Origin of the sequence: Marinimicrobium koreense, from assembly GCF_003762925.1 — a bacterium.
Taxonomy (GTDB): Bacteria; Pseudomonadota; Gammaproteobacteria; order Pseudomonadales; family Cellvibrionaceae; genus Marinimicrobium; species Marinimicrobium koreense.
This window is the reverse complement of the sequence record NZ_RJUK01000002.1, coordinates 293,662-320,500: the sequence shown is the minus strand read 5'-3', so window position 1 is coordinate 320,500 and position 26,839 is coordinate 293,662. Positions and strand designations below refer to the sequence as shown.

The following is a 26,839-nucleotide window of genomic DNA, read 5'->3' as shown; positions in this document are numbered from 1 at the left end:
ATAAAACGCAAGGTAGGTACTAGCGATGGAAGTTCCCTTTGAAAGACGACCCTTGTTCAGACTGTTTGGTGCGAGTGTGCTGGCGTTGAGCCTTTCGGCCGTCGCACACCCGGGCTATGCGCAGGAATCAGACGAAGAGACCGACGAGATGTCCGGGGCCGAAGCCGAGCCGTCGATGTCAGAGGCCGCGCCGGCACAGCCCTCCATGGAGGAGCTGGTAGTGGTAGGTGCGCGGCTTTCACTGGAGACCGCACGGGACATCAAACGTGAGTCAACCAATATTGTCGACTCGGTGACGGCGGTCGACGTCGGCGCCCTGCCGGACAAGTCGGTGGCCGAGGCCCTGCAGCGGCTGCCCGGCATTACCGTGTCCCGCTTCGCCGCCAACAACGACACCCAGCACTTCTCCGCCGAGCCGTCCGGCGTGGTGATCCGCGGCCTGGACCATGTGCGCTCGGAATTCAACGGCCGGGATACCTTCTCCGCCGACAGTTCCCGGGGGCTGAGCTGGGAAGACGTATCGCCGGAGCTGATGAGCCGGGTGGATGTGTATAAAAACCAGAGCGCCAACCTGATCGAAGGCGGGATCGCCGGGGTGGTGGATCTGCACACCCGTGTGCCCTTCGACTTTGATGGCGAAATGCTGGTCGGCTCCGCCGAAGTCAACTACAGCGAGGTGGCTGATTCCTTCGACCCCAATGTCTCTGGCCTGTACAGCAACCGGTGGGAAACGGCTCTGGGTGACTTTGGCCTGCTGGGGCAGATTGCCACCTCCCGTCTGGATACCCGCAGCGAGGGCATATACCTCGGGCGTATGGGCATTCACGAGCCGGGCTATTTCGAGGAAACCCTGCCCGACGGCACCGTCCGTCCCACTCAGGAAGAAACCTATGTGCCCACCTTTATCACCGCCCGGGACAACCTGTACCAGCGGGAGCGCACCGGTGGTGCCTTTGCCGCCCAGTGGCAGAGTCCCGATGAAGAAATCGTGACCACCTTCCAGTTCAATCGCTCGGAGTACGAGCAGCTGAACACCGAGTACAGTGCACTGAACTTCCTGTTTGCCCTGTGGGGGCAACCGGCAGACCACGTCATTCCTGCGGACTGGCCCGACGGTACTTACCCCATGCCTGGGGAGACTTTCATGTTTCGAGAGGACCGCAGCTTTCTCGCCGGTGAGCCCACCGCCGGACCGGGCTGGTGGGGCGGCAGTGAAGAGGAGGCGGCCGCCTTCGGGGTGAACGAAGAGGGTATCCCCCTGATGAATCCCACCGGCTGTGGCTGGGGCACGTCTCAGGAGTATCTCGAGGAATACTGCGAAGAGCCCTATGACCAGCGGGCCGTCGGTATGGAAACCAATTCCCGGCAGATTCACAGCGAAAGCATGACCCAGGATGCGTCCATCAATATCAAGTGGGCACCCACTCACCAATTCCGCGCCAACTTCGACCTGCAATATGTCGATGCCACGCGGGACAGCTATGGTACCGCTGGCGCATTGCAGAGCTATACCGGCATGTACGCCGATTTCCGCGGGGAGCTTCCCTTTGTCGAATACCGGGATCCGCTCAACGTCAACTTCTCGGAGGGTGGGCTACAGAATCCCAACTCCTGGAATTACGCCTGGGTTCAGGACCACAAGAGTGCCAGTGAAGGGGAGTCTCTGGCGTTCAAAGCCGACGGTGAGTACGACCTGAACGGCACCGACTGGGTGGAGTCGATCGCCTTCGGTGCGCGCACGGTCAACCGGGAGCAACTGGTGCGCGAAGCGTGGAACTTCCGTGGCATCACCAGTCGTTGGGAAAGTGCGGCCTATTTCAACGCCGACAAAACCGACCCCATCGATTCGGTCACCTATGCCGGGCAGGAAACCTTCTTTGGCGGCTACCCTGACCCCGAGGAATCATTGACCTCTCGGGCCTTCCCCACGGATTACATGGGTGGCGGCGTGATGGACTCCACCGAGTTCCTCTATATCGACCCGGAGGTCCTGGGTGATCCGGCCCGGGTGAATGAGTACTTTGATCGCCGCAACCTGGGGATCGGTCAGTTCTATCCGATCTGCTCCGCCGAAGGGCCCACCCGGGGTCAGGAAGTTCTGGATGCCAATGGCGACTCCACCTGCTTTACGCCCGGCGAGACGCTCACAGTGGAAGAAGAAGTGCATGCCGCTTACTTCATGGTTAACTACGGAGGGCCGGCGGCCACGCTGTTCAATACCGATATCGGTGTGTCGGGCAACGTGGGTGTACGCTACGTGGAAACCAACACCCGCAGCGAAGGCAGTGTGAATTACGGCTCCTTCACTGACAGTCAGATGGAGTGCTACGAATTGACCGAGGGCAATCAGGATAACCCCGACGCGCCCAACACGGCGCCGCCGTCCACGCCTTATTCAAGCGGCTGTTACCTGGTCGGTGCCGAGGCGCACAACGAACAGGTGCCGGATATGCCCGACACGGTGGATGATGGCAACGGCAACATCATTGACAACCCGGCCAAGGTGTATCTGCCCGAGCACATCGAAGGGTCCCGTGAGGACCTGGCGTTTCACGACGGCACCATTGCGCCCGTAGTCGGTGACAAAACCCATTACCACCTGTTGCCCAGTGCGAACCTGAAGCTGGATGTGACAGACAATGTGATTGTCCGTTTTGCCTACTCCAAAGCCATGGCGAGACCAGACTTCAGCATGTTCCGCTACGCGGCCAACATCAACGAGCCGGGTATTGATGTGGGTTACTCCGCCCAGTGCAAAACCTACAATCAGGAAACCGACTCGGTGGAATCGGTGCCCAACTGTACGCCCAGCCCGGAACTCAGTTATGACGATCAGGGTCGTCTGACCGGCGCTCGACCCCGTTACTCGGTCAATACCGGTAACCCGTACCTGGAGCCGATCACGGCGGATAACTACGATGCGACCTTCGAGTATTACTTCGACGGCGCCGGCATGTTTACCGTCAACCTTTTCCAGAAGGACTTTGACAACTACATCACCTACGGCACCACCGTGGTACCGGTGACCAACAATGGCGTCACCCGGGATATGTATATCAACGGTCCGGTCAACGGCGAAGGCGCCAGTGTCTGGGGCTACGAGGCGAACGTCCAGCGCTTCCTGGACTTCCTGCCCTCGCCCTGGGACGGTATCGGGTTTCAGGCCAACTACACGAAAATCTACAACCAGGGCATTGAAAACACCAACTACGATGGTGCCGGCGGCGCGGTGGATGCCGATGCCGAACGCTACGTGAAAACCGATGCACTGCAGGGCATGTCCGAGGACGCCTACAACCTGGTGCTGATGTACGAAAAAGGCGACTTCGCCTTCCGCACGGCGTACAACTGGCGCTCGGAGTATCTGGTGACCGCGAACGATTGCTGCAACCTGCCGGTGTGGCAGAGCGATCAGGGTTTCCTGGATGCCTCCATTCGCTACCGTCTGACCGATGGGCTGGAAGTGAGCCTGCAGGCCAGCAACATCCTCGATACCACCACCAACCTGCTGCAACAGGTGCGCGGTTCCGATCACGAAGACTACCCGAACCACAAGGTACCCACCGCCTGGTTCAAGAGTGATCGCCGCCTCTCTCTGGGGTTGCGCATGCGGTATTGATGGGTTCGTAACTCTCCCCTGCGAGGAGCCTTGCCCCGGACGCGGTGATTGACCCCGCCCCGGGGCCTTTTTGTTATAGTCGACGTAACCAACAAGAGGTCAATAACGTGAATTGGATAAAACCCATGGGCATGGCCGCCTTGATGCTGTTGTCCGGCTGCAGTGGGCAGCCCGGTACGCTCGGTCAGTCAGAGCGCGGTGCGGAGCAGGGGGCGCACGATGCAAGTGCCTCATCGCCGTCGCCAGGTCAGTGGGCGAGCAACCCGCTCATCTGGGCCGATGTGCCGGACCCTTCCGTCATTCGTGTGGGCGACACCTATTACATGAGCAGCACCACCATGCACATGAACCCCGGCCTGCCCATCATGAAATCCCACAATCTGGTGGATTGGGAGCTGCTGGGTTATGCCTATGACACCCTGTCGGACGGCAACGAATCCACCTTGAGCCAGGGCGAGCAATCCTACGGCCAGGGCTCCTGGGCCAGTAGTCTTCGCTATCATCAGGGGCGCTTTTACGTCAGCACTTTCGCCAACCACACCGGCAAGACCTATATTTTTTCCACCGACGATATTGAAAACGGTGACTGGGAGCGGGCTACTATTGATGAGCTCTTCCACGACGCTTCACTGGTGTTTGATCAGGGTCGGGTGTTCCTGATCTATGGCAACGATGACATCCATCTGGTCGAACTCAATGCCGAGGCCACCGCGGTCAAACCCGATGGCTTGCGCACTACACTCATTGAAAAAGCCTCATCCATCGCGGGCGATGAATTCTGGGTGCCCTCCGAGGGCGCGCAACTGACCCGTAAAGACGGCATGTACTACCTCAATCTGATCAGTTGGCCCGCTGGCGGTATGCGCACCCAGTTGGTCTATCGGGCGGAGCAACTCACCGGGCCTTATGAAGGGCGCATCGTGCTGGAAGACCGGGGTATTGCCCAGGGCGGACTGATCGATACCCCGGACGGGGACTGGTACGCTTTTCTGTTCCGCGATTTTGGTGCGGTGGGGCGCATTCCTTATCTGGTCCCCGTGCAGTGGCGGGACGGCTGGCCCGAGTACGGCATTGACGGCAAAGTGCCCGAGCGGTTGCCCATCGTCGCCACAGGTGATGGACTGAACAACCTCGTGGCCTCGGATGACTTCGATTATGCCTCCGAGGCCGATCTGAAGCTCGCCTGGCAGTGGAACCACAACCCGAATGACAACGGCTGGTCGGTTACCGAGCCACCCGGCTATCTGACCCTCACCCACCAGCGCGTGGACTCCGGGTTGCTCGATACCCGCAATACGCTCACCCAGCGGACCTTCGGCCCCGAATCCCGGGCCACGGCTGCTCTGGATGTCTCCGAACTGCGCTCCGGTGACCGAGCCGGTCTGGCCGCACTACAGGCCAATTACGGGTTTGTCGGTGTGGAGCAGAAAGACAGCGGTCGCGCGCTGGTGATGGTGAGCGGCAACGCCGAGCAGGAGCAGGTGCAGGCGCGCATTCCGCTGACTCAGTCCATCGTGTATCTCCAGATCCGGGCTGACTTCGAGGGCCAGCGTGATCAGGCCAGCTTCTGGTACAGTCTGGATCAGGAACAGTGGACCCGAATCGGCGAGCCCCTGGCGATGGAATACACCTTGCCCCATTTCATGGGCTACCGCTTCGCCCTGTTTAGCTACGCCACCGAGCAGACTGGCGGTCGGGCCGCCTTTGATTATTACCGGGTGGAATGAATCGTTAGCGCCGCCCTGCATGAGTCGCCGGGCGGCCAAGGCCGCCCAAATAGATTACAAGTAAAACTGTATTTCTATATGAAAAATTGTGCGATTTGCGGTAGTCTTCCCTTACCCCCAATAACAAACCACCTCTGAGTCAGTTGCCATGTTCAATCGTCTGTTGTCCGTCCTGCATCGTCCGACCTTACTTCAAGGGTTGGGGATCGTCTCACTGTCACTGCTGACGGCCTGTCAGCCCACCGATACCACCTCCCCGGATACGGTGGCGGTGGACGCCCAGCCGCTGACCTTCTGGTACGACCGGCCCGCCGAGGCCTGGACCGAAGCCTTGCCCCTCGGCAATGGCCGTCTGGGTGCCATGGTTTTTGGCGGAGTGGATCAGGCCGTGTTGCAGCTGAACGAGGACACCGTCTGGGCCGGCGGCCCGCAGAATAACGTCAAGCCCTCGCTCAAGCCCCATCTGGAAAAAGTCGCGGAACTGGTGCTCGCCAACCGCCACGAGGAGGCCCAGGCCTACGCGGACGAGCACATCAAGTCTCATCACGATGGCATGCCTTACCAGACCGTGGGCAATCTGGTCATCGATCCGCAACACCCGGCGCAGGCCAATGACTACCGTCGCACGCTGGATATCGGTCAGGCGTTGGCGCAGGTCCGCTACGAGGTCGACGGCGTGACCTACCAGCGGGAGACGTTCGCCGCCCTGTCCGCCCCCGTCATCGTGACCCGCTGGACCGCCAGTGAGGCCGGAAAACTGGATCTGGATCTGGGCTTCAACAGCCCCATGGACCACAGCGTTTCCGTGGACAATCAGCGCCTGCGAGTGGAAGGCAAGGGCGGTGATCACGAAGGCGTGGAGGGAAAAATCCGCTTCACCGCACTGGTCAATCCCATTCTGGAGGGCGGCACACTGGATAGTACCGAGCAGGGCTTGCGAATTCGCGGCGCCGACCGCGTGACTGTCTACACCGCCATGGCCACCAACTTTGTCCGTTATGACGATGTGTCGGCGGACCCGTCGACCCGGGCCGAGCAGCACCTGGCCGATGGGCTGCGCCGTTCCTACGAGGAGCTCCGCTCGGCCCACATCGCCGCCTATCGGGACCAGTTCGATCGCGTCTCCCTGGACCTCGGGCCGGCGCCAGCGGAGGACCAGCCCACGGACCAGCGCCTGGCGAACTTCCGTGAGCAGAATGACCCTCACCTGGCGGCGCTCTACTTCCAGTTTGGCCGTTACCTGCTGATCAGCAGTTCCCAGCCCGGCACCCAGCCGGCCAACCTCCAGGGCATCTGGAATGATCAACTGACGCCACCCTGGGACAGCAAGTACACCCTCAACATCAACGCCGAGATGAACTACTGGCCGGCCGAGTCCACCAACCTGTCCGAACTGCACGAACCACTGTTCGGCATGCTCAAGGATCTTTCGGTGACGGGTCGGGAAAGCGCGCGGGAACTGTACGACGCCGACGGCTGGATGGTGCACCACAACACTGATATCTGGCGCATTACCGGCCAGGTGGATGGAGCCTATATGTGGGGCCAGTGGCTGGGCGGCGCCGCCTGGCTCAGCCAGCATATTGGCTACCGTTACCACCATACCGGCAATCGGGATTTCCTCGCCGAGCATTATCCCATTCTGCGCGATGCGGCGCGCTTCTACGCCAGCGTACTGACGGAAGATCCGGATACCGGCTGGCTGGTTCTGGTGCCCAGTAATTCCCCGGAGAACGATTATCTGCACCGGGATGACGGGGTGCAGGCCGCCATCGACGCCGGCGTCACCATGGACAACCAGTTGGTCTTCGACCTATTCTCTCTGGTTGTGGAAGCGGCCGAGGTGCTGGGGCAGGATGCGGAGTTGGCCGCGGAGCTGAGACAGTTGCGCGACCGGTTGCCTCCCATGCAGATCGGCCAGCATGGGCAACTGCAGGAATGGTTGCAGGACTGGGACAGCCCCGAAGACAAGCATCGCCATGTCTCCCACCTGTACGGCCTGCATCCGAGCAATCAGATCTCGCCCTACCGCACCCCGGAGCTGTTCAGTGCCGTGCGCACCAGCATGGAAATGCGCGGGGATGAGTCCACCGGTTGGTCCATGGGTTGGAAAGTGGGTATCTGGGCGCGCCTGCAGGATGGGAACCGTGCCTACAAACTGCTCACCGATCAGATTAAGCTGGTCACCGAGGACAGCGCCCAGTTTGAGGCTGGCGGCACCTACGCCAATATGTTTGCGGCCCACCCGCCGTACCAGATCGACGGCAACTTCGGCGTGACCGCGGGTATCGCGGAGATGCTGGTACAGAGTCACGACGGCGCCATTCACCTGTTACCGGCGCTGCCGGATGCCTGGCCGGAGGGTAACGTCAAAGGGCTGGTAACCCGAGGTGGCTTTATCATCGATATGAGCTGGCGTGAGGGCAAAGTCAGCGAACTGAGTGTCCGCTCGACCCTGGGTGGCCCCCTGCGTTTGCGGGTGCACTCGGACCTGACGCCGGCCGGTGACTTCGCGCTGGAGCCGGTCCGAGAGGGCGCACCGAGCGACAATCCGCTGCTGCAGGTCCCGGTGATCAAAACGCCCATCATTCACCAACCCGAGGCGGTGCAGCCGGTGGACGTTGCGCCCAGCCAACTGCTGGAAACACAGACCCAGCGGGGTCAGGCCTACCGTTTCAAGGGCTGAGTATTGCTGAGCATAAGCCATGGGATGGCGTATGAATTCTGGCCAAATAGGGGGTATCCGGTCTATATTACCTTTTGGTAATGCAAGGATTCGACATGTTCAGCTTAAAAAGCAAGATTATGGGTCTGGCGACGGCGTTGATGGTATTCGCCGCGCTGGGTTCCTGGTTGGGGTACCGGGCACTGTCCAACGACATTGTGGAGCGTTGGGGTCAGCAGGTCGCCGAGATCCAGGTTCGCTATGACAGTGCTCGGTTGCTCAGCTCCCTGGAGCGGGAAATTGGCCTGGCTAAACAAATGGCCAGCTCCCAGGCCATTATCCAATGGGCGCAGAACCCCGAGGACCCGTCACTCCAAGAGCAGGCGCTCGAGGAGCTGGAAACCTACCGGACCAATCTGAGTGACCACAATTATTTTCTGGCGCTGCTGGAGAATCGTCACTACTACTACAACAATGCCAATAATGAGTTCGCGGGGAACCAGTTTCGCTACGTCCTGGACCCGGACAGCGCGGACGATGCCTGGTTCTTTCAGTTGATTGAGGAGGGGCGGGACTTCCATCTCAACGTCAACCCGGATGTGGCGCTGGGGGTGACCAAGCTGTGGATCGATGTACTGGTTCGCGACGATCAGGGCAATATTCTGGGCATGGTGGGAACCGGGCTTAACCTCGATGCTTTCCTGCAGGACATCGTCGACATTGGCCAAGACGGAATTACCACCCTGTTTGTCGACTACAACGGCGCCATTCAGCTTTACCGGGACCGCAATTACATCGATTTTGCCAGCATCATCAAACCGGAAGGACAGAAAAACACGGTCGATCGCCTGTTCGATTCCCCCCAGGACAAGCAGCGTATTCTCGGCATGTTGGAAATGCTCAAGAAGCGCCCGGACACCGCCGGCGCGGTGGAAAGTGGTTTTGTCCGCATCAATGGCTCCGAACACCTTGCCGGGGTCGCCTTTTTACCGACGATCGGGTGGTTTGAAATTACCCTGCTGGATTTGAACACCCTCGTACCGGGCCATTACCTGTGGCCTCTGATTGTGGTATTCCTGGTAACCCTGGTAGTGGCACTGGGGCTGTTTCACTACGTCATTCAGTCCCGTGTTTTACGCCCGATCGCCAGCCTGGAAAGCGCCGTTGAACAAGTGCGGGAAGGGCGTTTTGAGCTACCTTACCTGCCCAAACCGGATAATGAAGTCGGTCGCCTGGCCGACCACTTCGAAAAAATGACTGACCGGGTAAGACGTTATACCGGCGAGCTTGAAGCGACCGTTGCCCAGCGCACCGAGCAATTGCATCGCCAGGCTCGCGTTGACGCCTTGACAGGGTTGAAGAATCGCCGAGGGTTGGATGAAGCGCTGCTGGAAGTGATCAGCCGAGCCGAGCGCGAGGGCAATCGATATGGTCTGATCTGGCTGGACATTGATCACTTTAAAATCATCAACGATGACCGTGGTCATCAATTAGGCGACGATGTGCTGCGTCGGGTGGCCACCTGGCTGAAGGCGTCGGTTCGTCCTTACGACGTCGTCGGCCGCTGGGGCGGCGACGAGTTCCTGGTGTTGCTCTCGCCCTGCGACCCACCGACGCTGGAAGAGCTGGCCGAGCGCATTCGCCGTACCACGGAGGTTGAAAGTAAAACCACCGGAGTTGGGATAACGCTGAGCATTGGCGCCTATTACGGGCATCCGAGTGAGTCGATTGATCACTTGCTGAAACAGGCTGACCAGGCATTGTACAAAGCCAAACAGGGAGGTCGTAACCGCGTGGTGGTGAGCCTGGGAGGGCTTGAGACCTCGGATACTAATTAAGGCTCGGCGTGAGTTCAGGCTACATTTATCACAGTCCCACCAGCCGGACTTCGCGAGGTGGTTTGAAGACAACCCGGAGCAGATAGCGGTAGATGTCTTTATCCAGCAAACCGATGTCGGTGGGCGTCTCCACGAGCGTCTCCCAATCCGGCTCGCCATGTCCCGTCAGCGTTGCCAGAACACACCAGTTATCCAGCAGGAACAGTGTGTAGGGCGACGCTTCATCGTCCGGATTCCGATATTCAATCAGCGCTGCGGGTCCAGGGTAGGGCCAGGCTTTCAGCGCGAGGCTGCCGAGCGCGTCCATCAGGCTCACATTGTGTTGCGCCGCTGACCAGTCCCCGGTGCACAGCCCCTTGCAGTGTTTCAGTTGACGCCCCATGCAGGGGCCATTAAGCGGTGCGGGTGTGATGATGACGTGATCGCATAAGCCGAATTGTTTTCCGGTATCAATCAGCGCGTTGCGCGCTTTCTTTTTTGACGGAAACAGACCGTGCATACGCCGATCGCGGGAGGCCGATGGTGCCTCGATGATCTCCGGTCGCAGCACGCCTTCAGTGTCTTCATGCAGCTGCAGGGTGTACAGCGTGCTGACTCTGCGCAGCCGACGATTGAACAGCGGCTGCCGGGTCTTGATCTCCTTGGCTTCGAGCAACAGCGCGCTCAGCTCCCCGGTGGTGGACTGCACCTGAATGTCCCGTACCTGCTGACACATCGCCATGCCGCGGGCCGAGGCGCGGTCGGCGGTAAAGTGGGACAGAACCCGCTTGCGTACGTCCACGCTTTTGCCAACATACAGTAGGCTATCGTTCTCGCCGTAAAAATAGTACACGCCGGGCCCATTCGGTAACTGATCCAGGCAGGCGGGGTCCAGCCCCGGTGGAATGCTGGGGCGTCGCGTCTGCACCAGAACGGCCTGCATAAACGATTCGGGTGATCGGTCGGCTGCGGCTCGGCACAGAAATGTATAGGTCGCCCGGGCATCCGCCAGGGCGCGGTGACGGGCATCGGTTTCAATCCCGAAGCGCTGGATGATTGTCTCGAGACTGTGACGACGATGTTCCGGATACAGTGCCCGGGACAGTTTAACGGTACAGAGCAGCTCCAGCGAGAGCGGAAAGCCCAGCGAAGCAAAGGCATTGTGCAGGAAGCCGTAATCAAAGCGGACGTTGTGCGCCACAAACACCTTTCCTTCCAGGCGCTGAAAGATGGCCTTCGCCACCTGCTCAAAGCGCGGCGCGTCGGCCACCATCGCATCGGTGATCCCAGTAAAGCGTTGAATGGTCGGCGGGATGGCCATGCCCGGGTTGATGAGGGTACTCCACTCACGGACACCGTCTTTATCCACCTCGACTATGCCGATCTCGGTAATGCGGTCGCGGGTCACACTGCCGCCGGTGGTTTCAATGTCCACGATCGCCAAGGGGCGATCCAGGCCGGGAAAGCGAGTGGCAAGTTGAGTGTTCGATACCGGGTCTGACAAGCGGCCTCCAATCGGTGAGCGAGTGGCTCACTTGACTACGTCAAGGAGGTGCAATTAGACCATAAACCGTTGCGGCTATCGTTGCGAGCGGCACCTATGTGATGCCGCTCGCAACGTAGAGCGGGCGCTCAATCGAGCTCAAACACAAACCGGTTACGCACACCGTGTACGTCCACCGCCACACCGTCCTGTACTCGTGGCTGATACTTGAACTGCTCCGCCGCAGCAATGGCCGCCCGATCAAATACCGATGTGGTCTGGCCCTCGGTGGTGACCGCTTCCACAATCACCACATCGGCCGTTCTTCCCGTGGCGGTGACCGTATATTCCACGGTCACGAACCCCTCGATACCGCGAGTTGCCGCCAGGCGTGGATATTGTGGTGCTACCTTGACGATGGCCATCAGATCACCGCCGGTGGACACCGTCAGGGCTTCAGTGCGAGACAGCGAGGGTAACGCCACACTGACCTCGGTGACCGAGGTTACCTGCGTCTCCACGACCGGCTCGGCGATCGGCTCCGGCGCCAGGGCGGGAGGCTCTGGTCGGGTGGGTGCTTCGATGATGGTTTCAATGGGCTCCGGCTTGGCCATGACCACTGGTTCGATTTTTGGTGGGTCGGTCACTACCGGCAGTTCAAAGTCGGTGTTGATCAGAGAGTACATCAGTAACAGCAGGCCGAAGGTGGTCACCAGGGCCATGGGTGGGGCATAGACATGGGAAGCGCGCATAGGCTTGATCTCCTTGATCCATGAGAAAGTAGAATCATTCCCACTTTCACTGTAAGCCTAGTTCGCGGTGATTACGCCAGCAAAGACGAATTGGAAATATTCCCGAGGTTTGAACCACTGATTCGCTATAAAAAATCCGGTATCTACCCGGTGCGCGTATTACAGTGCGGCGGATCCATTGTGGTGCTTGCGATAAGCCAGCGGCGTCGCGCCCAGCATCCGTTTGAAGTGGCGAATGAAGCTGCTGTGATCGTAAAACCCGCAGTCCAGCGCCACATCGGAAATGGGGGCCTTGCTCGTGCGCAGGTGCTCGCAGGCGATCAGGATCCGCAGTCGGATAATATACTCCCGCGGGCTCGCCCCAAAGGTCTCCATAAAGCGTCGCTCCAGCTGGCGCTGGGAAAAGCCGAACTGTTCGGCAATCTCGGGGATGTTCAAGCGCTGGGCGTAGTGAGAGCGGATGTGTTCCACCACTTTAAAAACCGGCAGCTCGGGGTGATCGTGCATGCGCTCGTAGCTTTGCACGATACCGCACAGCCCGACCACACCGCCTTCGCGGTCGAACAGCGGCACCTTGTGGGTGACGCACCACTCCGGTAGGCCCTCGCGGGTCGGGAAAAGCTCAATCAGATCGTGCAGCGGCTCGGCGGTCGCAAAAACGGTCGCATCATCGCGCCGAAATTTTTCCACCATATACAGCGGAAACAGAGTGTCATCCCGGCGGCCGTACAGCTCGTCGGCGGAAGCGCAGCCGCAGCGCTCGGCAAAGGCCTGGTTGCCCGTCATGATGTGCCCTTCGCGGTCTTTGACGAAGTAGAGCACGCTCGGCATAAACTCGAAAATCCGCCCTGCGGAGTATCGGGGGTCGAGCTGAGCAAGCCAGGGGTCCAGTTCTTTCATGTCGAAATAATACAATTTTTTTACGACAAGGTACAAGCCGCGGCTGTTCAATAGCGCTAGCATGAGTCCCAGTAATAAATCTAATGAATGGGGAGTACCGCTATGCAATTTGGCGCCAGCACCTGGCTTTGGACATCGCCCTTTACCAGTGATCAGGTGGAGCTTCTGGAGAAGATCGCCGGTATGGGCTTCGACTTTGTCGAGTTTCCGGTTGAAGACCCCGAGCACTATGCGGTGGATGAACTTCGGCCCGTGCTGCGTGATCTGGGCCTCGATGCGGTGGTCTGTACGGCGGTGGTGGGCGAGCGCGACCTGAGCGCCGAAGACCCGGCCATTCGGCGAAAAGCCCTCGATTACTTCGGTTCCTGCCTGAAACTGGCCGAGGGCCTGGAATCGGAGGTACTGGTCGGCCCCCTGTACGCCCCCGTTGCCAAGCCAAGATTGTCGACCGAGGCGCTGCGTCAGGCGGAGTGGGAGCGGTCCGTCGCCAGCCTCACAGAATTGTCCCGCACCGCCGGTGAACACGGCGTCCGGCTGGGCCTTGAGCCGCTCAACCGGTTCGAGACCGATATGGTCTGCACTGTGGCCGACGCCCAGCGCATGCTGGCCGATGTGCACAGCCCGCATCTGGGCATCGCCCTGGACAGCTTTCATATGAATATCGAAGAAACCGATTTCCGCGACGCGGTCCGTCAGTGCGGTGACCAGTTGGTGCATGTGCAGGTGTCCGACAGTCACCGGGGTGTTCCCGGCGAGGGCAACAGCGACTGGGCCGGGCTGCGCGAGGGGCTGCGCAGCGTGGGCTATGACGGCAAACTGTCGATCGAGAGCTTTTCACCGGACGCGTCCAGTCTCGCCGAGGCGGTATGCATCTGGCGCCGCTTTGCTCCCAGCCAGGACGAATTCGCCCGCCGGGGGATCGCCTTCCTGCGCGACTGGTGGGCACACATCTGATTCTGATGACCTGACGCTACGTTAAAGAGAACGAGCAATCCGCGCCGCGTAGGTCAGGTAAGCGAAGCGCACCTGAAGGTTCAGGTTGAAACCACTCGGCGCATGACGAATTTGCAACGACATTCTGAGTAACAGCATTAGACAGGAGAGTGATTATGAGCAAGTTGAAAGTAGGACTGGTCGGACTGGGCTTTGGTGCCGAGTTCATCCCCATTTATCAGGCGCACCCGAATGCCGAAGTCGTGGCCCTGTGCCAGCGCAATGAAGCGAGCCTCAACGAGCTGGCGGACAAGTTCGATGTGCCCGCCGGCGGACGCTACACCACCTATGAAGACATGCTGGCCGACCCCAATGTGGACGCGGTGCACATCAACACCCCGATTGGCGATCACGCCAAGCACAGCATCATGGCCCTGGAAGCGGGCAAGCATGTGGCCTGTACGGTTCCGATGGCCACCAGCGTGGAAGATTGTGAGCGCATCGTGAAAGCCACCAAAGCCAGCGGCAAGGTTTACATGATGATGGAAACCGTGGTTTACAGCCGCGAGTATCTGTTTGTGAAGGAAATGTACGACCGTGGCGATCTGGGGCGCATCCAGTTCCTGCAGGCGAGTCACCAGCAGGATATGGACGGTTGGCCCAGCTATTGGGAGGGGATGCCGCCCATGCACTACGCCACGCATTGCGTCGGTCCAGTGCTCGGTTTGCAGCGCAAGCTGGCCAGCCAGGTGCAGTGCATCGGTTCCGGTAAAATCCGTGACGAGTTTGCCGGCATTTACGGCTCGCCCTTCGCCATCGAATCCTGCCACATCCAGATGCAGGACTCGGACGTGGGCGCCCGCATCTATCGCTCCCTGTACGACACCGCCCGCCAATATCGCGAGAGCTTCGATGTGTACGGTTCAGAGAAATCCTATGAGTGGCCGTTGATTGAAGGTGAAGATCCGGTCATGCACACCCGGGGCAAACCCGAGCCGGAAGTGCCCGAGCGCGTCAAGGTGCCGGATTACGCTCACCTGTTGCCGGAAGAAATTCAGTCCTTCACCGGTCAGGGTGTGTACGATGAAGAGCACGAACACCTGAGCTTCACCCAGGGTGGTGGTCACGGCGGTTCTCACCCGCACCTGGTGCACAACTTTATCCGCGCCGTGCTCGAAGGCTACAACGCCTACCCCAATGTGGTGGAGTCCGCCAACATTACCTGTGTGGGTATTCTGGCCCACGAATCCGCCATGGCCGGTGGCGAAGTGAAAACCATGCCGGCGTTTGCGCTTGAGGTGGAGTAGCGCCTCATCGAGAACCCAGAAAAACAATAATCCATAGAGACCGGCTTGCCCGGCGGTGGTCAAACGCCGGGCAGCCAGATACCAACACTGTGAAATAGCGGTAATAATATGAATAAATTCGAACGACAATGGGCTGCGTGGCGGTCCCGGCTGGGAACGGTCATCCTGTCGGCGTTGTTGCTGCCGACCATCGGTTGCTCAAGCGACGATCGCGATGCATCGGTCGCCAGCAATACTGAGGCGTCGCAAGACGGCGTGATCAATCTGCTGTTCATTGGTCATGGCCACCGCGAAGGCGATGGCATTCACATGTCCTACCGCAACGCGCCCCTGTTCAATCAGTCTCTGGGCCGTGAAAAGATCTTTATGGAGTATGTGGAAGATCTGGATCGGTTGAGCGAAGAGGGGCTGGCCGATGTGGATGCGGTCATGTTGTACGCCAACTACAACGAACTGTCCCCCGAGCGGGAAGAGGCACTGCTGAGTTTCGTGGAAGAGGGTGGGGCGTTCCTGCCCGTCCACAGTGCCAGCGCCTGCTTCGGTCACTCCGACGCCTTTGTCGACCTGGTCGGTGGGCGCTTCAAGAGTCATGGAGCCGGTGAGTTCACCGCGACCATCGTACCCGGGCAGGAAAACCATCCGATCATGAAAGGTTTTCAGACCTTTGAAACCTGGGATGAAACCTACGTTCACGCCGATCACAACGAAGAAAACCGTACCGTGCTGATGCAGCGTGAGGAAGAGCCCTGGACCTGGACCCGTGAGCAGGGTGAAGGCCGGGTGTTCTACACCGCCTATGGTCACGACGAGCGCACCTGGGGTCAGCCTGAATTTCACGACCTGCTGATTCGTGGCATCCTCTGGGCTGTGGGCGAGGAAAAGCGTGAAGCCAACCGCGCGCTGGTAGAAACCTTGCCCGAAGCCTCCTATGAAGAAGCGGGTACCATTCCCAACTACCGTCGTATTGAGCCAGCCCCCAAATTCCAGAAAGCGTTCAGCGTGGAAGACTCCATGGCCCTGACCATGGTGCCGGAAGGCTTTGAGCTGCAGTTGTTTGTCAGTGAGCCGGATATCGTCAACCCCATCGCCTTTACCTGGGATGAGCAGGGCCGCCTGTTCGTACTGGAGTCCGTCGACTACCCCAACAATCAGGCGGAAGACGGCCGAGGCAATGATCGTATCAGTATGTGTGTCGATACCGACGGCGACGGCCGGGCCAATGGCTGCGAAGTGTTTGCCGACGAGCTGAGCGTGCCGACCAGCATCACCCCGCTCAACGGCGGTTTTGTGGTATCCCAGGCGCCGGACTTCCTGTTTCTGAAAGACACCGATGGCGATGGCAAGGCCGATGTACGCGAAGTGCTCAACACCGGATGGGGCACCCGGGACACTCACGCCGGGCCATCGAACCTGAAATACGGCCACGACAATCGCCTTTGGGGCGCGGTCGGCTACTCTGAAGCACCGGAAGATGAAAACGGTGAATCCTTCCAGAATGGCGTCTACCGGATGAACCTGGATGGCACCGATATCGAGCCGATCGGCCAGTTCAATAACAACACCTGGGGCCTGTCGTTCAGTGAAGACTTCGAGGTGTTCGGCTCCACCGCCAATAATGCGCCGGTTTTCCACGTGCCTTTGTGGCGCAGCTACGTTTACGGTAAAGATGAAGACGTGGTTCCCGGGCTGGCGGCCCAGGCTTACGACTTTCCCAACATCTTCCCCTCTACCTATAACTTCCTCCAGGTGGACTTTCACGGCCGCTACACCGCCGGTTCCGGGCTGAGCCTCTACACGGCGCGAACCTTCCCGGAAAAATTCTGGAATCGCGGCGCCTTTATGGGCGAGCCCACCGCACATCTGCTCGGTCAGTTTTTTATCGACGCGCAACCCGATAGCGTCGGGTACAAAGCCAAAAACCGTGGCTCGATTCTGAGCAGTACCGATGAGTGGCTCTCGCCGGTGCAGATGGACGTGGGCCCCGACGGCCACTTGTGGGTTGCCGACTGGTACAACTTCATCATCCAGCACAACCCGATTCCGTCCAAAGAATCGGCGGGTTTTGATGCCGAAGAAGGTAAAGGTAATGCCCACGTCAACCCGCTGCGGGACCGGGAGCGGGGCCGGATATACCGGTTGGTGGCCAAAGACGCGCCCGAGTATGAGCCGTTGGATCTGAGCGATGCCGACACTGAAACATTGGTGGATACCCTGTCCAACGACAACATGTTCTGGCGCATGACCGCCCAGCGCCTGTTGGTCACCGAACAGCGCACCGATGCCATACCGGCCTTGCGTGCCATACTGACCGGCAACCCGGATCGTGATTCACTGGGCCTGGATGTGGCTTCGATTCATGCCATCTGGACGTTACATGGCCTGGGCGCGTTTACCGTCACCGACGAGGCGTCGGACACGGCCGTACGTAACGCCTTGCACCATCCTTCCGGCGCCACCCGCAAGAACGCGGTACAGGCATTGGTCGAAAGCGCCACGCCTGCGGATCTGGCGCTGGCGTCCGAGTCTCTTGACGATGAAGAACCGCGCGCACGGCTTTGGGCAATGTTGGCTCTGTCCGAGCGTGCCCCATCGGATCAGGCTGGCGAGCAGTTGTTGCGTTTGCGCACCGAGCTGCCGGTCGATGAGTGGAGCGCTCAGGCGTTCAGTCTCGCGGCGTTGAATAACGACACTTATTACTGGCAGGCGTTGAATGATTCGGACATTACCGTGCAGGGTCGCTTTCTGGAAAACTTTGAAAGCCCCGAACGCACGCCCGAGTACCTGCTGGCCAAACGTTTTCTGGCTGAGGAAGCGGACGATCTGACCGACACTCTGAAGGGCTGGACGACGCTGCCCGCCGGACGCCTCGGGTTGATGAGTCTGGCAGTGCTGGATCTCTGGCGCGAGCGCGGCGCAGAGCCCAGCGATGCCGAGCTGGCCGCTTTTCAAACGGTGGTTGACGAGCTGGACAGCGAATCGCAGATGGCCCTCAAACTGCGATCTCCCGGGTTGGACCTGAACTTCGAGCAAGTCGAAGAAGAGGCCTATGCCGAGTATCACAAAAAACACGGTTTCGAACCGAGCTTCCGGCAGTGGAGTAGCGCCTCCAAAGGGGAGACGCTTTACCAGCAGCACTGCGCAGGCTGCCATGGTGGCGACGCCGGCGGCGATCGCGCTCAGGCGGCACCCCCCATCGCGGGCATCGAGAACTGGTATGCACAGGCCCAGTTGCAGAAATTCCACGCCGGTGTGCGCGGCACCCACTTCCGGGACCCGAATGGTATGTCGATGCGTGCGGCGCTCGAGTTTCTGAAAAGCGAGTCAGAGCCCATTCGTCCGATCGCCGACCTGTCGCGCTACCTGAGCGAGCTGGAAAGACGGGAAACCGTTGCCACCGTCGAAGGCAACGCGAGCGCCGGTGAGCAGCATTACGCCGTCTGTGCCTCATGCCACGGTGTCCAAGGTCAGGGCAATCGCGAACTCGGCGCCCCAGCGCTCGCCGTTCAGGCGGACTGGTACCTGCTGAACCAATTGCAGAACTACCGCTCCGGCGCCCGCGGCAGCGACCCCCGCGACCCGCTCGGCCAGCAAATGGCCACCTTCGCCAACACCCTGCCGGATGAGCAGGCCTTAAAGGATGTCGTCACCTACATCCGAACCCTGGATGGCGAAGAGTAGTTCAATCTAACTCCGGCGGATGCGCCTACGGCTCCGAAGCGTCGGACCGATCCGCCCTACGGGTACTGCGGGGGTTGCGTAGGGCGGATAAGCGAGGCGCATCCGCCGTTACCCAAGCCGATAGCCCGTAGGTCGGATTAGCCCCGCAAGGGGCGTAATCCGACTCCACGCTCAAGTGGCCAGAAGGGCCGCCCAAATACCCCCTTACTACTTACTGACCAACGTACTGTAACTGTTGATCAGATTCCGATAATCCGGAATATGGCTGGAGAACAAAGCCCCCAACCCCTCCACATCGTTGCGCCAATCCCGGTGCAACTCACAGGCCGCGCCAAACCACGTCATCAACTGTGCGCCGGCGGACGACATGCGATCCCAGGCCGCATCGCGGGTGATCGGATTAAAGGTGCCGGAGGCATCGGTAATCACAAACACTTCATAGCCTTCGGCCAGGGCGGACAGTACCGGGAAGGCCACGCAGACTTCGGTCACCACGCCTGCAATGATCAGCTGTTTTTTTCCGGTCGCCTTGACCGCCTCAAGAAACTCCTCGTTATCCCAGGCGTTGATCTGACCGGGGCGGGCGATAAACGGTGCCTCAGGGAAAATTTCCTTCAGCTCGGGCACCAGTGGGCCGTTGGGGCCGTTCTCAAAACTGGTGGTCAGAATTGTCGGCAAGTTGAAATACTGTGCCAGATCCGCCAGGGCCAGCACGTTGTTTTTGAAGGTGTCCGGTTGAATGTCCCGGACTAGCGACAACAGGCCCGTCTGGTGATCCACCAGCAGCACGGCGGCATCGTCTTTGTTCAGGCGTACATAGGGTTTGGTCATGGTGATTCTCCTGATGAAAGCGCCGGAGCTCCGGCAAAAACCCACCGCGTGGCGGTGGGGCGGTGATGCGAGTCAGTCGGCGATCTGGCCGAAGTCCCCGCGTTGAAAGTCCTGCATGGCCTGCCGGATTTCCTCCTCCGTGTTCATCACAAAGGGGCCATAGCCGACGATGGGCTCCTCAATGGGCTCGCCACTCAAAAGCAGCACGATCGCCTCATTGTTGGCGTCCAGACGAATGTCCGTGCCTTCCGTTTCCAGAACCACCAGCTCGGCGTCCCGCGCAATGTCGGCACCATTGACCTGCACCGTGCCGCGCAGAGCCTTCCGGAACATTCAGCGAAGCGCTCGCCCCCGCGTTCAGGCGGACATCCCAGACATTCATGGTAGAGAAGGTCTGCGCCGGTCCGGCCGTCCCGTTGTGGTCACCGGCGATGACTCGCACATAACCGGCCTGGTCGGGCAGTGCTACACTCGGGATCTGCGAGGCGGTAATGCTCTGGTAGCCCGGCTTGGCCATTTTGTCCTTCGCCGGCAGGTTGACCCACAACTGCACCATCTCCAGCTCTCCCCCTGATTCTGTGAACTCAGGGCTGTGGAACTCCTCGTGCAGAATGCCGGCCCCTGCCGTCATCCACTGCACATCACCCGGGCCAATGACGCCCCCATTGCCGACGCTGTCCCGGTGAGCGACTTCGCCCCCATACACGATGGTGACCGTCTCAAAGCCACGGTGCGGGTGCTGACCGACACCGCGCGGCTTGTTGGTGGGAGAGAATCCCCGTGGCCCTGCGTAATCCAGCAAGAGAAACGGGCTCAACGTCTTCGGGTGACTGCTGTAGCTGAATAGCGAGCGCACGGGGAAACCGTCGCCCACCCAGTGGCCCGGGCCTGAAGTGATCCGTTCGATAACCTTTTTCATGGGTACCTCCGTTGCGTGGATATGCTGTATGGATTCAGGGTATAAATGAAACTGGAGTGGCGGTAGACTGATAAAAAGCGACTCACTGTTCCAGATGTGGAACGACAAAGGCGGAGCTCATCACCATGCAGGACCTCAACGATCTGTATTACTTCGTGCAGGTGGTAGAACACGGCGGTTTCGCCCCGGCCGGGCGCGCTCTTGGCCTGGCCAAGTCAAAGCTGAGTCGTCGAATCGCTCAGTTGGAAGAGCGACTCAATGCCCGTCTGATTCACCGCTCGACCCGCCATTTTTCGGTCACCGATGTCGGGCTGCGCTACTACGAACATTGCAAAGCGATGTTGGTGGAAGCGCAAGCGGCTCAGGAAGTGATCGACAGCGCGCAGGCCGAGCCCCGCGGGGTGGTGCGTATGACTTGTCCCGTTGGGCTTCTGAACTTTCATGTGGGGGAGATGCTGGCCAAATTCATGGCGCAGTGCCCTCAAGTATCGGTTCACCTTGAGGCAACCAATCGACGGGTGGATGTCATCGGGGAAGGGATTGACCTGGCCTTGCGGGTGCGTCCTCTGCCGTTGGAAGACAGCGACCTGGTGCTCAAAACCCTGTCAGACCGGGGGCAGTGCCTGGTGGCCAGTCCGGACCTTGTTTACCGGTACGGAGTACCGGCCGCCCCCGAGGATCTGGCCAACTGGCCCACCCTGTACCGTGGTACGCCTGAAGAGGCAGCCATCTGGAGTCTGGAAAATGCTGAGGGAACCACGGTTCAGGTACGTCATCAGCCGCGTTACCTCACCACTGATATGCTGGCCCTGAAGTCCGCAGCGCTGAAGGGCGTGGGGGTAGTGCAGCTACCCGTCCTCATGCTCACTGAAGAACTGGCGCAGGGCTCGTTGGTGTCGGTATTGCCAGGCTGGCGACCGGCCCGGGAAGTGATTCACATTGTGTTTCCCTCGCGCCGCGGCGTACTACCGGCGGTCCGGGCACTGATCGATTTCATCGCCGAACAATACGCCGCCATTGAAGAAGATTGATGCTCAATATCAGCATCCCCAAGGTTTTTGGCCTGGTTCCTGCTTGATCCTTGCTAGAGCGGGATCGGTCTGAGTCGGGTGCTCAAAATCGCTGGCGTTGATGACTCTGCGCACTGTCGCAATGCGCCAAAACGGTACGCCATTGCCACGGTTGCACTATTAAAGAGAAGAGCTGAGTACGCAGGCGGATGGGGCAATCGAGCGGTTCCGCTCCAACCTGGTGAATGAAACACCACCGATCAAAACCTCGGAATTTATGGCGATGTCACCGACAGTGGTCAGATCACAGTAGGAGATCGCGTTTTTATTGACGACAGCTCAAGCGATTAGTGGGCCGGAGTCCGATTAAGGAGCTAAATGATGCGATGGTGGTTAGCGGTAGGATGCGTGATGTTTTGTACTTCTTCGTTCGCAACAGAGCGACCTCAGAGTCCATTGGCTTTTCATCACCTTGAGGGCGACCGGGTCGCGGCTTTTGGTGTCGGGCATTACTGTCATATGGACGTGGTCTATGCGGTTTTATCCGAGCGCGACGAAAGCCGAAATATATCGTCCAGAGAGGCACTGACGACCACCGTGGTGTGGAACGCGCAGACGGGCCGGCCCTATACATGTGATGAGTTTGAGCAGAAACGGGACGCACTGATGAGCGAGTACGACCGCAAAGTCGAGGCGTACTATAAAGAACACCCAAGAACGAACCTTCGAGTCAAACCTCACACAGGGCCATGATGGGAGTCCATACCGGTAGGGGTTGACCTCTCAGAGGCTGTCCGGACCCGCCGCTCTTCGGCGCCGGGTGCTACTGGGGGTTGCTGTCCATTTCTTGCGCCATGGTCCGAAAGGCTTCTACCAGGGTGTCGGCTTCCTGCGCCCCGGAAATCAGATAACGCTGGTTGACCACAAACGCCGGCACCGCCGTCACCCCGGCGTTCTGGTAACTGCGCTCTTCTTCCATCACCGCCTGCCCAAACTCGTCGCTCTCCAGGATTCGTTGCGCCTCGTCCGCATCCAGCCCGGCGGCCTTGGCGCAACCGATCAATACGCCGGGTTTTGAAACATCCTCGGCACGGCCGAAATAGGCCTCAAACAGGGCTTTTTTCAAAAACGTGGCTTTGTCCTGGGGCGCCGCCCACTTGAGCAGCCGGTGCGCATCAAAGGTATTGCAGGTATAGCGTTCCTGCATTTTCTCAAAGTTGAGCCCCAACGACTTGGCAATACCCATCATCTCCGCTTGGGCCGCCTGCATCTCCGCCTCGGGTCGGCCGTACTTGCGCGCCAGTGCCGGCAGTATCGGCTCTGGCTGGGCGTCATCGTCCGGATTCAGCTCAAACGCGCGCCACTGCTCGGTAAACTCGATTTCCCCGGCCAGCGCCCGCTTCGCCTTGTCCAGCCGGGCATAGCCAATGGCACACCAGGGGCAGGCAACGTCGGACACGATATCGATATGTAGGTGCTTCATGGGGTACTCCGAATCAGGTGAGCGTTGAGTGTATCAAAGGGGAGTATACGGGGCATCATCGCGAACACAGTTGGTCTTGAGCCGAATATTCATCATAATCGGCTCAGAATGTGAGTCAAAAAGACGGTAAGCTAGAAGAATGGTGGGAATCGATAGCATAAACCCGCCGTTCGGACCTGCATTGCAGGGGCGGAGTTCGACAATGAGTCGTTGTCCCACTTAGTGATCGGTAGAAGCGCTTATGACATTTGAAAACTGGATGAAACTGAGAGAGCTTTCGCAATCTTCCATTAAGAAGTACGAAGGCGCCATAAAGGGGCCTATGTCAGATTGGGCGATGGCAGGCGGACTAACGGACGGGCCCCTAACGTCGATTTACAGTCATGCCCGTTTCCAATCCGTCGCTACAGCCCTGAGGAAACTACCGATATACAGAGAACGGAATGAGCGTGGACACAATATGTACAATAGCGCTCTTAACAAATATGCTGAGTACTTGGCTGAGAAATTCGATAACGACGTCGAATCCGATATCGATACTATTCTTGCGGACTCCGATGTATCGGACACGGAGAAAAGTGACTTGATTAAGAGTCGGATTGGTCAGGGAGTGTTCCGCCAAAGACTTCTGTCGCTTTGGGGTGGTTGTTCAGTCACCGGCTATAAAGACCCTGTTCTGTTAGTTGCATCTCACATAAAACCCTGGCGTGTCGCGACGAACTCCGAGAGGCTTGATCGGTATAACGGGTTGCTATTGCTGCCTACATTAGATAAGGCTTTTGATTGTGGTCTAATAACATTTGGCGAAGAAGGCGACATTATGATGTCGCCTCAGTTGGAGCAGCCCGAGTTGCTGCCCCTTCACTCCAACATGAGTGTACAGCTCAGGCCGATGCACCACGAATATATGCGGTTTCATCGTGAACGGGTGTTTCTTCATGCGTAAGGCGTATTATCTGGCTTTACTCAAGTACCTCCTTTAAATACTGACCAGTATAAGACCGCTTTCGCTTCAGCAGGGATCCTGGCTTGCCCTGCGCTATCACCTTGCCTCCCCCGGAACCACCCTCAGGCCCCATATCAATCACCCAGTCCGCCTCGGCGATCACATCCAGATTGTGCTCAATCACCAGCACGGAGTTGCCCGCATCCACCAGCCGGTGCAGTACGTGCAGGAGTTTATCCACATCAGCCATATGCAGGCCGACGGTGGGTTCGTCGAGGACGTAGAGGTTGTGGGCAGACCTTCTGCCTTTGTTGTCTTCCGGGGTCATGTTGGCTTTGCTGAGTTCGGCCACCAGTTTGATGCGTTGGGCTTCGCCGCCGCTCAGGGTGGGGCTTTGTTGGCCCAGGGTCAGGTAGCCCAGGCCCACGTCCTGCAGCAGGCGCAGGGCGTGGTGGACTTTGCTGATGGGGGCGAAGAACTCGACCGCCTCGTCGATGTTCATGGCGAGGACGTCGCCGATGTGTTTGCCCTTGTAGGTGACGCTCAGGGTTTCGTCGTTGAAACGCCAGCCGTGGCACACGTCGCAGGGCACGCGCACGTCGGGGAGGAAGTTCATCTCTATCTTCTGTTCGCCCTGGCCGCCGCAGGCGCTGCAGCGTCCGTCGCCCGCATTGAACGAAAAGCGTGCGGGGGTGTAGCCGCGCAGGCGGGCGTCCACGGTGCCGGCAAAGAGTTTGCGGATGGTGTCCCAGATGCCGATGTAGGTGGCGGGGCAGGAGCGCGGGGTTTTGCCGATGGGGGTCTGGTCCACTTCCAGAATGCGGTCGACACTTTCCCAGCCGGTAATCTGGCTGGCGCCGGTCCAGGTCTGTTTCTTCTTGCGTTTGTTGGCGATGGCCTGTTTGAGGTTCGGATAGAGCACGCCGCGTATCAGGGTGCTTTTGCCGCTGCCGCTCACGCCGGTGATGGTGATCAGTTGGCGCAGGGGGATGCTGACGTTGACGTTGCGCAGGTTGTTTTGCGTGGCGCCTTCGATGTGCAGGCTCTCTTTGTCCCAGAGTTTGCGCATCTCAGCGTTGCGCAGATCGGGCATGGGGTGGCGCAGCGGCTCGGAGAGCATCTGTCCGGTGAGCGAGCGCTTGTTGCCCATCACCTGTTTCAGGCTGCCGTGGGCCACCACTTCACCGCCGTTGATGCCTGCGCGCGGGCCCATGTCGATCAGGTGGTCGGCTTCGCGGATGGTGTCTTCGTCGTGTTCGACCACCACCACGGTGTTGCCCTGTTGTTGCAGCTCGCGCAGGGTCTCGATCAGTTTGCGGTTGTCCCGGGTGTGCAGGCCGATGGTGGGCTCGTCCAGCACGTAGCACACGCCCTGGAGGCTGGAACCCAGTTGAGCGGCCAGGCGGATGCGCTGGGCTTCGCCGCCGCTCAGGGTGGGCGCGGCGCGGTCCAGGCTCAGGTAGTCGAGCCCGACTTTCTGCAGGAACTGCAGGCGGCTGTGCATTTCCGCCAGCAGGTCTCGGGCGATGGCCTGCTCGTTGGTTTTCAGTTTGAGGGTTTTGAACCACTGCTCGGCAGCGTCCACGGGTAGCGATGCCAGCTCGGCAATGGAGCGGTCCCGGAAGCGTACGGCCAGGGCGGTGGCGTTGAGGCGTTGGCCGTTGCAGCCCGGGCAGATTTTTTCCGTGCCCTGTTCTTCGTCCGGAAGCCAGGTGCGCTCCTCGCCGGTCTGTTCTTCGTCAAAGCCCTTGATGATCTGGCCGGTGCCGTAGCAACGCTGGCACCAGCCGTGTTTGGAGTTGTAGGAGAAGAGGCGCGGGTCCAGCTCGTCGAAACCGTCGCCGCAGCTCGGGCAGGCGCGCTGGGTGGAGAACAGGCGTTCGCCGGCGGCTTGCTTGCCAGTACGTTTATCGACGGGCGCCACAATCACAATGCCGTTCCCAAGATCCAATGCCTGTTCCAGACCATCCATCAAGGCCCGTTCGTTCTTGGCGGAAACGGTCACGTCGGTCAGCGGCAGCTCGATGTTGTGTTCGCGGTAGCGGTCGAGCTTGGGCCAGTTGTCGGTGGGTTGGTATTCGCCGTCCACGCGCAGCCTGGTGTAGCCGCGGGCGGCGGCCCACTCGGCCAGTTCGCGGTAGATGCCCTTGCGCGCGACCACCATGGGCGCGAGCAACGTGACCTCCCGGTTGCGGTAATCTTTCTGCACCCGCGCCAGAATGGCGGCGGGCGTTTGCGGCTCGATGGGCACCTCACATTTCGGGCAGTGCTGGGTGCCGAGCTTGACGTAGAGCAGGCGTAGGTAGTGGTAGATTTCGGTCAGGGTCGCCAATGTGCTTTTGCGGCCGCCGCGACTGGTGCGTTGCTCAATGGCCACCGCCGGGGGGATGCCGTAGATGGCATCCACATCCGGGCGCGAGGCGGGCTGCACAAACTGCCGGGCGTAGGCGTTCAGGGATTCCAGATAGCGACGCTGACCTTCGCCAAAAATCAGATCGAACGCCAGGGTGCTTTTACCACTGCCGCTGACGCCGGAGATGACCGTGAGTTTATCGCGCGGAATGGTGACATCGATATTCTTCAGGTTGTGTTCGCGCGCATGGTGCACGCTGATGACCTGATCGGTTTTGCGTTTGCGCTTTTTCGCGGGCGCGGGCAGAGCGACGCCTTGCGTCAGTGACTCGTCGTACTCGCGCAATGCCCGGGCGGTATAACCTTTGTTGCTGGCCATGATCTCGGCGGGTGTGCCCGCCGCCAGCAGCTCGCCGC

17 protein-coding genes are annotated in these 26,839 nt (G+C 59.6%); 9 read left to right on the top strand and 8 right to left on the bottom strand.

Features of this window, described 5'->3' with window-relative positions; translation table 11 throughout:
- Positions 1 to 52 precede the first annotated feature (52 nt).
- The 4 genes from EDC38_RS13855 to EDC38_RS13840 all read left to right on the top strand — a co-directional run bounded on the left by EDC38_RS13855 (position 53) and on the right by EDC38_RS13840 (position 9,849).
- Entirely contained in the window at positions 53 to 3,619 is a 3,567-nt protein-coding gene (locus EDC38_RS13855) for a TonB-dependent receptor (protein WP_170162941.1), read from the top strand.
- Positions 3,620 to 3,726: 107 nt separating this feature from the next.
- Positions 3,727 to 5,346, top strand: a complete 1,620-nt coding sequence (locus tag EDC38_RS13850; RefSeq protein ID WP_246004443.1) for a glycoside hydrolase family 43 protein — start codon at positions 3,727 to 3,729, stop codon at positions 5,344 to 5,346.
- Positions 5,347 to 5,494: 148 nt separating this feature from the next.
- Complete coding sequence (locus EDC38_RS13845; RefSeq protein WP_123639156.1) at positions 5,495 to 8,032, top strand: glycoside hydrolase family 95 protein; 2,538 nt, start codon at positions 5,495 to 5,497, stop codon at positions 8,030 to 8,032.
- 95 nt (positions 8,033 to 8,127) lie between these two features.
- A complete protein-coding gene (locus EDC38_RS13840; protein WP_123639155.1) occupies positions 8,128 to 9,849 on the top strand; it encodes a sensor domain-containing diguanylate cyclase in 1,722 nt (573 codons plus the stop codon).
- Positions 9,850 to 9,877: 28 nt separating this feature from the next.
- Here EDC38_RS13840 and EDC38_RS13835 read toward each other — a convergent pair whose 3' ends face one another.
- The 3 genes from EDC38_RS13835 to EDC38_RS13825 all read right to left on the bottom strand — a co-directional run bounded on the left by EDC38_RS13835 (position 9,878) and on the right by EDC38_RS13825 (position 12,963).
- Positions 9,878 to 11,332 carry an exonuclease domain-containing protein gene (locus EDC38_RS13835; RefSeq protein WP_123639154.1) on the bottom strand — a complete coding sequence of 485 codons (1,455 nt, stop codon included), beginning with the start codon at positions 11,330 to 11,332 and terminating at the stop codon, positions 9,878 to 9,880.
- A 128-nt stretch (positions 11,333 to 11,460) separates the two neighbouring features.
- A complete protein-coding gene (locus EDC38_RS13830; RefSeq protein WP_123639153.1) occupies positions 11,461 to 12,063 on the bottom strand; it encodes an energy transducer TonB in 603 nt (200 codons plus the stop codon).
- Between the two features lie 159 nt (positions 12,064 to 12,222).
- Positions 12,223 to 12,963: an AraC family transcriptional regulator gene (locus tag EDC38_RS13825; protein ID WP_170162940.1), complete on the bottom strand. Its 741-nt coding sequence runs from the start codon at positions 12,961 to 12,963 to the stop codon at positions 12,223 to 12,225.
- A 102-nt stretch (positions 12,964 to 13,065) separates the two neighbouring features.
- Between EDC38_RS13825 and EDC38_RS13820 the strand changes: the two genes are divergently transcribed.
- The 3 genes from EDC38_RS13820 to EDC38_RS13810 all read left to right on the top strand — a co-directional run bounded on the left by EDC38_RS13820 (position 13,066) and on the right by EDC38_RS13810 (position 18,881).
- Positions 13,066 to 13,917 (top strand): sugar phosphate isomerase/epimerase family protein, encoded by an 852-nt coding sequence (locus EDC38_RS13820; protein WP_170162939.1) that lies wholly within the window; start codon positions 13,066 to 13,068, stop codon positions 13,915 to 13,917.
- 155 nt (positions 13,918 to 14,072) lie between these two features.
- Positions 14,073 to 15,203: a Gfo/Idh/MocA family protein gene (locus tag EDC38_RS13815; RefSeq protein WP_024462186.1), complete on the top strand. Its 1,131-nt coding sequence runs from the start codon at positions 14,073 to 14,075 to the stop codon at positions 15,201 to 15,203.
- A gap of 108 nt (positions 15,204 to 15,311) precedes the next feature.
- Entirely contained in the window at positions 15,312 to 18,881 is a 3,570-nt protein-coding gene (locus EDC38_RS13810; protein ID WP_123639150.1) for a PVC-type heme-binding CxxCH protein, read from the top strand.
- Positions 18,882 to 19,088: 207 nt separating this feature from the next.
- Here EDC38_RS13810 and ycaC read toward each other — a convergent pair whose 3' ends face one another.
- The 3 genes from ycaC to EDC38_RS13800 all read right to left on the bottom strand — a co-directional run bounded on the left by ycaC (position 19,089) and on the right by EDC38_RS13800 (position 20,631).
- On the bottom strand, positions 19,089 to 19,712 hold the full coding sequence (gene ycaC / locus EDC38_RS13805) for an isochorismate family cysteine hydrolase YcaC (protein ID WP_123639149.1): 624 nt from the start codon (positions 19,710 to 19,712) through the stop codon (positions 19,089 to 19,091).
- A gap of 72 nt (positions 19,713 to 19,784) precedes the next feature.
- Entirely contained in the window at positions 19,785 to 20,045 is a 261-nt protein-coding gene (locus EDC38_RS16450) for a pirin-like C-terminal cupin domain-containing protein (protein WP_211331139.1), read from the bottom strand.
- Positions 19,927 to 20,631, bottom strand: coding sequence for a pirin family protein (locus tag EDC38_RS13800; RefSeq protein ID WP_211331138.1), 705 nt, complete (start codon positions 20,629 to 20,631; stop codon positions 19,927 to 19,929). Before EDC38_RS13800 ends, EDC38_RS16450 begins: the two co-directional genes overlap by 119 nt.
- Before the next feature lie 125 nt (positions 20,632 to 20,756).
- Here EDC38_RS13800 and EDC38_RS13795 point away from each other — a divergent pair, with 125 nt between their 5' ends.
- Positions 20,757 to 21,662: a LysR family transcriptional regulator gene (locus tag EDC38_RS13795; protein WP_123639148.1), complete on the top strand. Its 906-nt coding sequence runs from the start codon at positions 20,757 to 20,759 to the stop codon at positions 21,660 to 21,662.
- A gap of 802 nt (positions 21,663 to 22,464) precedes the next feature.
- Here the strand turns inward: EDC38_RS13795 and EDC38_RS13790 are convergent.
- Positions 22,465 to 23,124, bottom strand: a complete 660-nt coding sequence (locus EDC38_RS13790) for a DsbA family oxidoreductase (protein WP_123639147.1) — start codon at positions 23,122 to 23,124, stop codon at positions 22,465 to 22,467.
- Positions 23,125 to 23,365: 241 nt separating this feature from the next.
- On the opposite strand from EDC38_RS13790, the gene EDC38_RS13785 reads away from it, so the two are divergent.
- Positions 23,366 to 24,070 carry an HNH endonuclease gene (locus tag EDC38_RS13785; protein ID WP_211331137.1) on the top strand — a complete coding sequence of 235 codons (705 nt, stop codon included), beginning with the start codon at positions 23,366 to 23,368 and terminating at the stop codon, positions 24,068 to 24,070.
- Between the two features lie 16 nt (positions 24,071 to 24,086).
- On the opposite strand, the gene uvrA is transcribed toward EDC38_RS13785, so the two are convergent.
- Positions 24,087 to 26,801, bottom strand: coding sequence for an excinuclease ABC subunit UvrA (gene uvrA / locus EDC38_RS16745; protein WP_425462034.1), 2,715 nt, complete (start codon positions 26,799 to 26,801; stop codon positions 24,087 to 24,089).
- Positions 26,802 to 26,839 lie beyond the last annotated feature (38 nt).

Excerpts from the sequence above, each read along its gene's own strand:
- EDC38_RS16450 (WP_211331139.1), bottom strand. The coding sequence starts at position 20,045 with ATGTTCCGGAAGGCTCTGCGCGGCACGGTGCAGGTCAATGGTGCCGAC.
- EDC38_RS13830 (WP_123639153.1), bottom strand. The coding sequence starts at position 12,063 with ATGCGCGCTTCCCATGTCTATGCCCCACCCATGGCCCTGGTGACCACC.
- EDC38_RS13800 (WP_211331138.1), bottom strand. The coding sequence starts at position 20,631 with ATGAAAAAGGTTATCGAACGGATCACTTCAGGCCCGGGCCACTGGGTG.
- EDC38_RS13840 (WP_123639155.1), top strand. The coding sequence starts at position 8,128 with ATGTTCAGCTTAAAAAGCAAGATTATGGGTCTGGCGACGGCGTTGATG.
- EDC38_RS13790 (WP_123639147.1), bottom strand. The coding sequence starts at position 23,124 with ATGAAGCACCTACATATCGATATCGTGTCCGACGTTGCCTGCCCCTGG.
- EDC38_RS13785 (WP_211331137.1), top strand. The coding sequence starts at position 23,366 with ATGACATTTGAAAACTGGATGAAACTGAGAGAGCTTTCGCAATCTTCC.
- EDC38_RS13810 (WP_123639150.1), top strand. The coding sequence starts at position 15,312 with ATGAATAAATTCGAACGACAATGGGCTGCGTGGCGGTCCCGGCTGGGA.
- EDC38_RS13820 (WP_170162939.1), top strand. The coding sequence starts at position 13,066 with ATGCAATTTGGCGCCAGCACCTGGCTTTGGACATCGCCCTTTACCAGT.
- ycaC (WP_123639149.1), bottom strand. The coding sequence starts at position 19,712 with ATGACCAAACCCTATGTACGCCTGAACAAAGACGATGCCGCCGTGCTG.
- EDC38_RS13815 (WP_024462186.1), top strand. The coding sequence starts at position 14,073 with ATGAGCAAGTTGAAAGTAGGACTGGTCGGACTGGGCTTTGGTGCCGAG.
- EDC38_RS13845 (WP_123639156.1), top strand. The coding sequence starts at position 5,495 with ATGTTCAATCGTCTGTTGTCCGTCCTGCATCGTCCGACCTTACTTCAA.
- EDC38_RS13825 (WP_170162940.1), bottom strand. The coding sequence starts at position 12,963 with ATGAAAGAACTGGACCCCTGGCTTGCTCAGCTCGACCCCCGATACTCC.
- uvrA (WP_425462034.1), bottom strand. The coding sequence starts at position 26,801 with ATGGCCAGCAACAAAGGTTATACCGCCCGGGCATTGCGCGAGTACGAC.
- EDC38_RS13795 (WP_123639148.1), top strand. The coding sequence starts at position 20,757 with ATGCAGGACCTCAACGATCTGTATTACTTCGTGCAGGTGGTAGAACAC.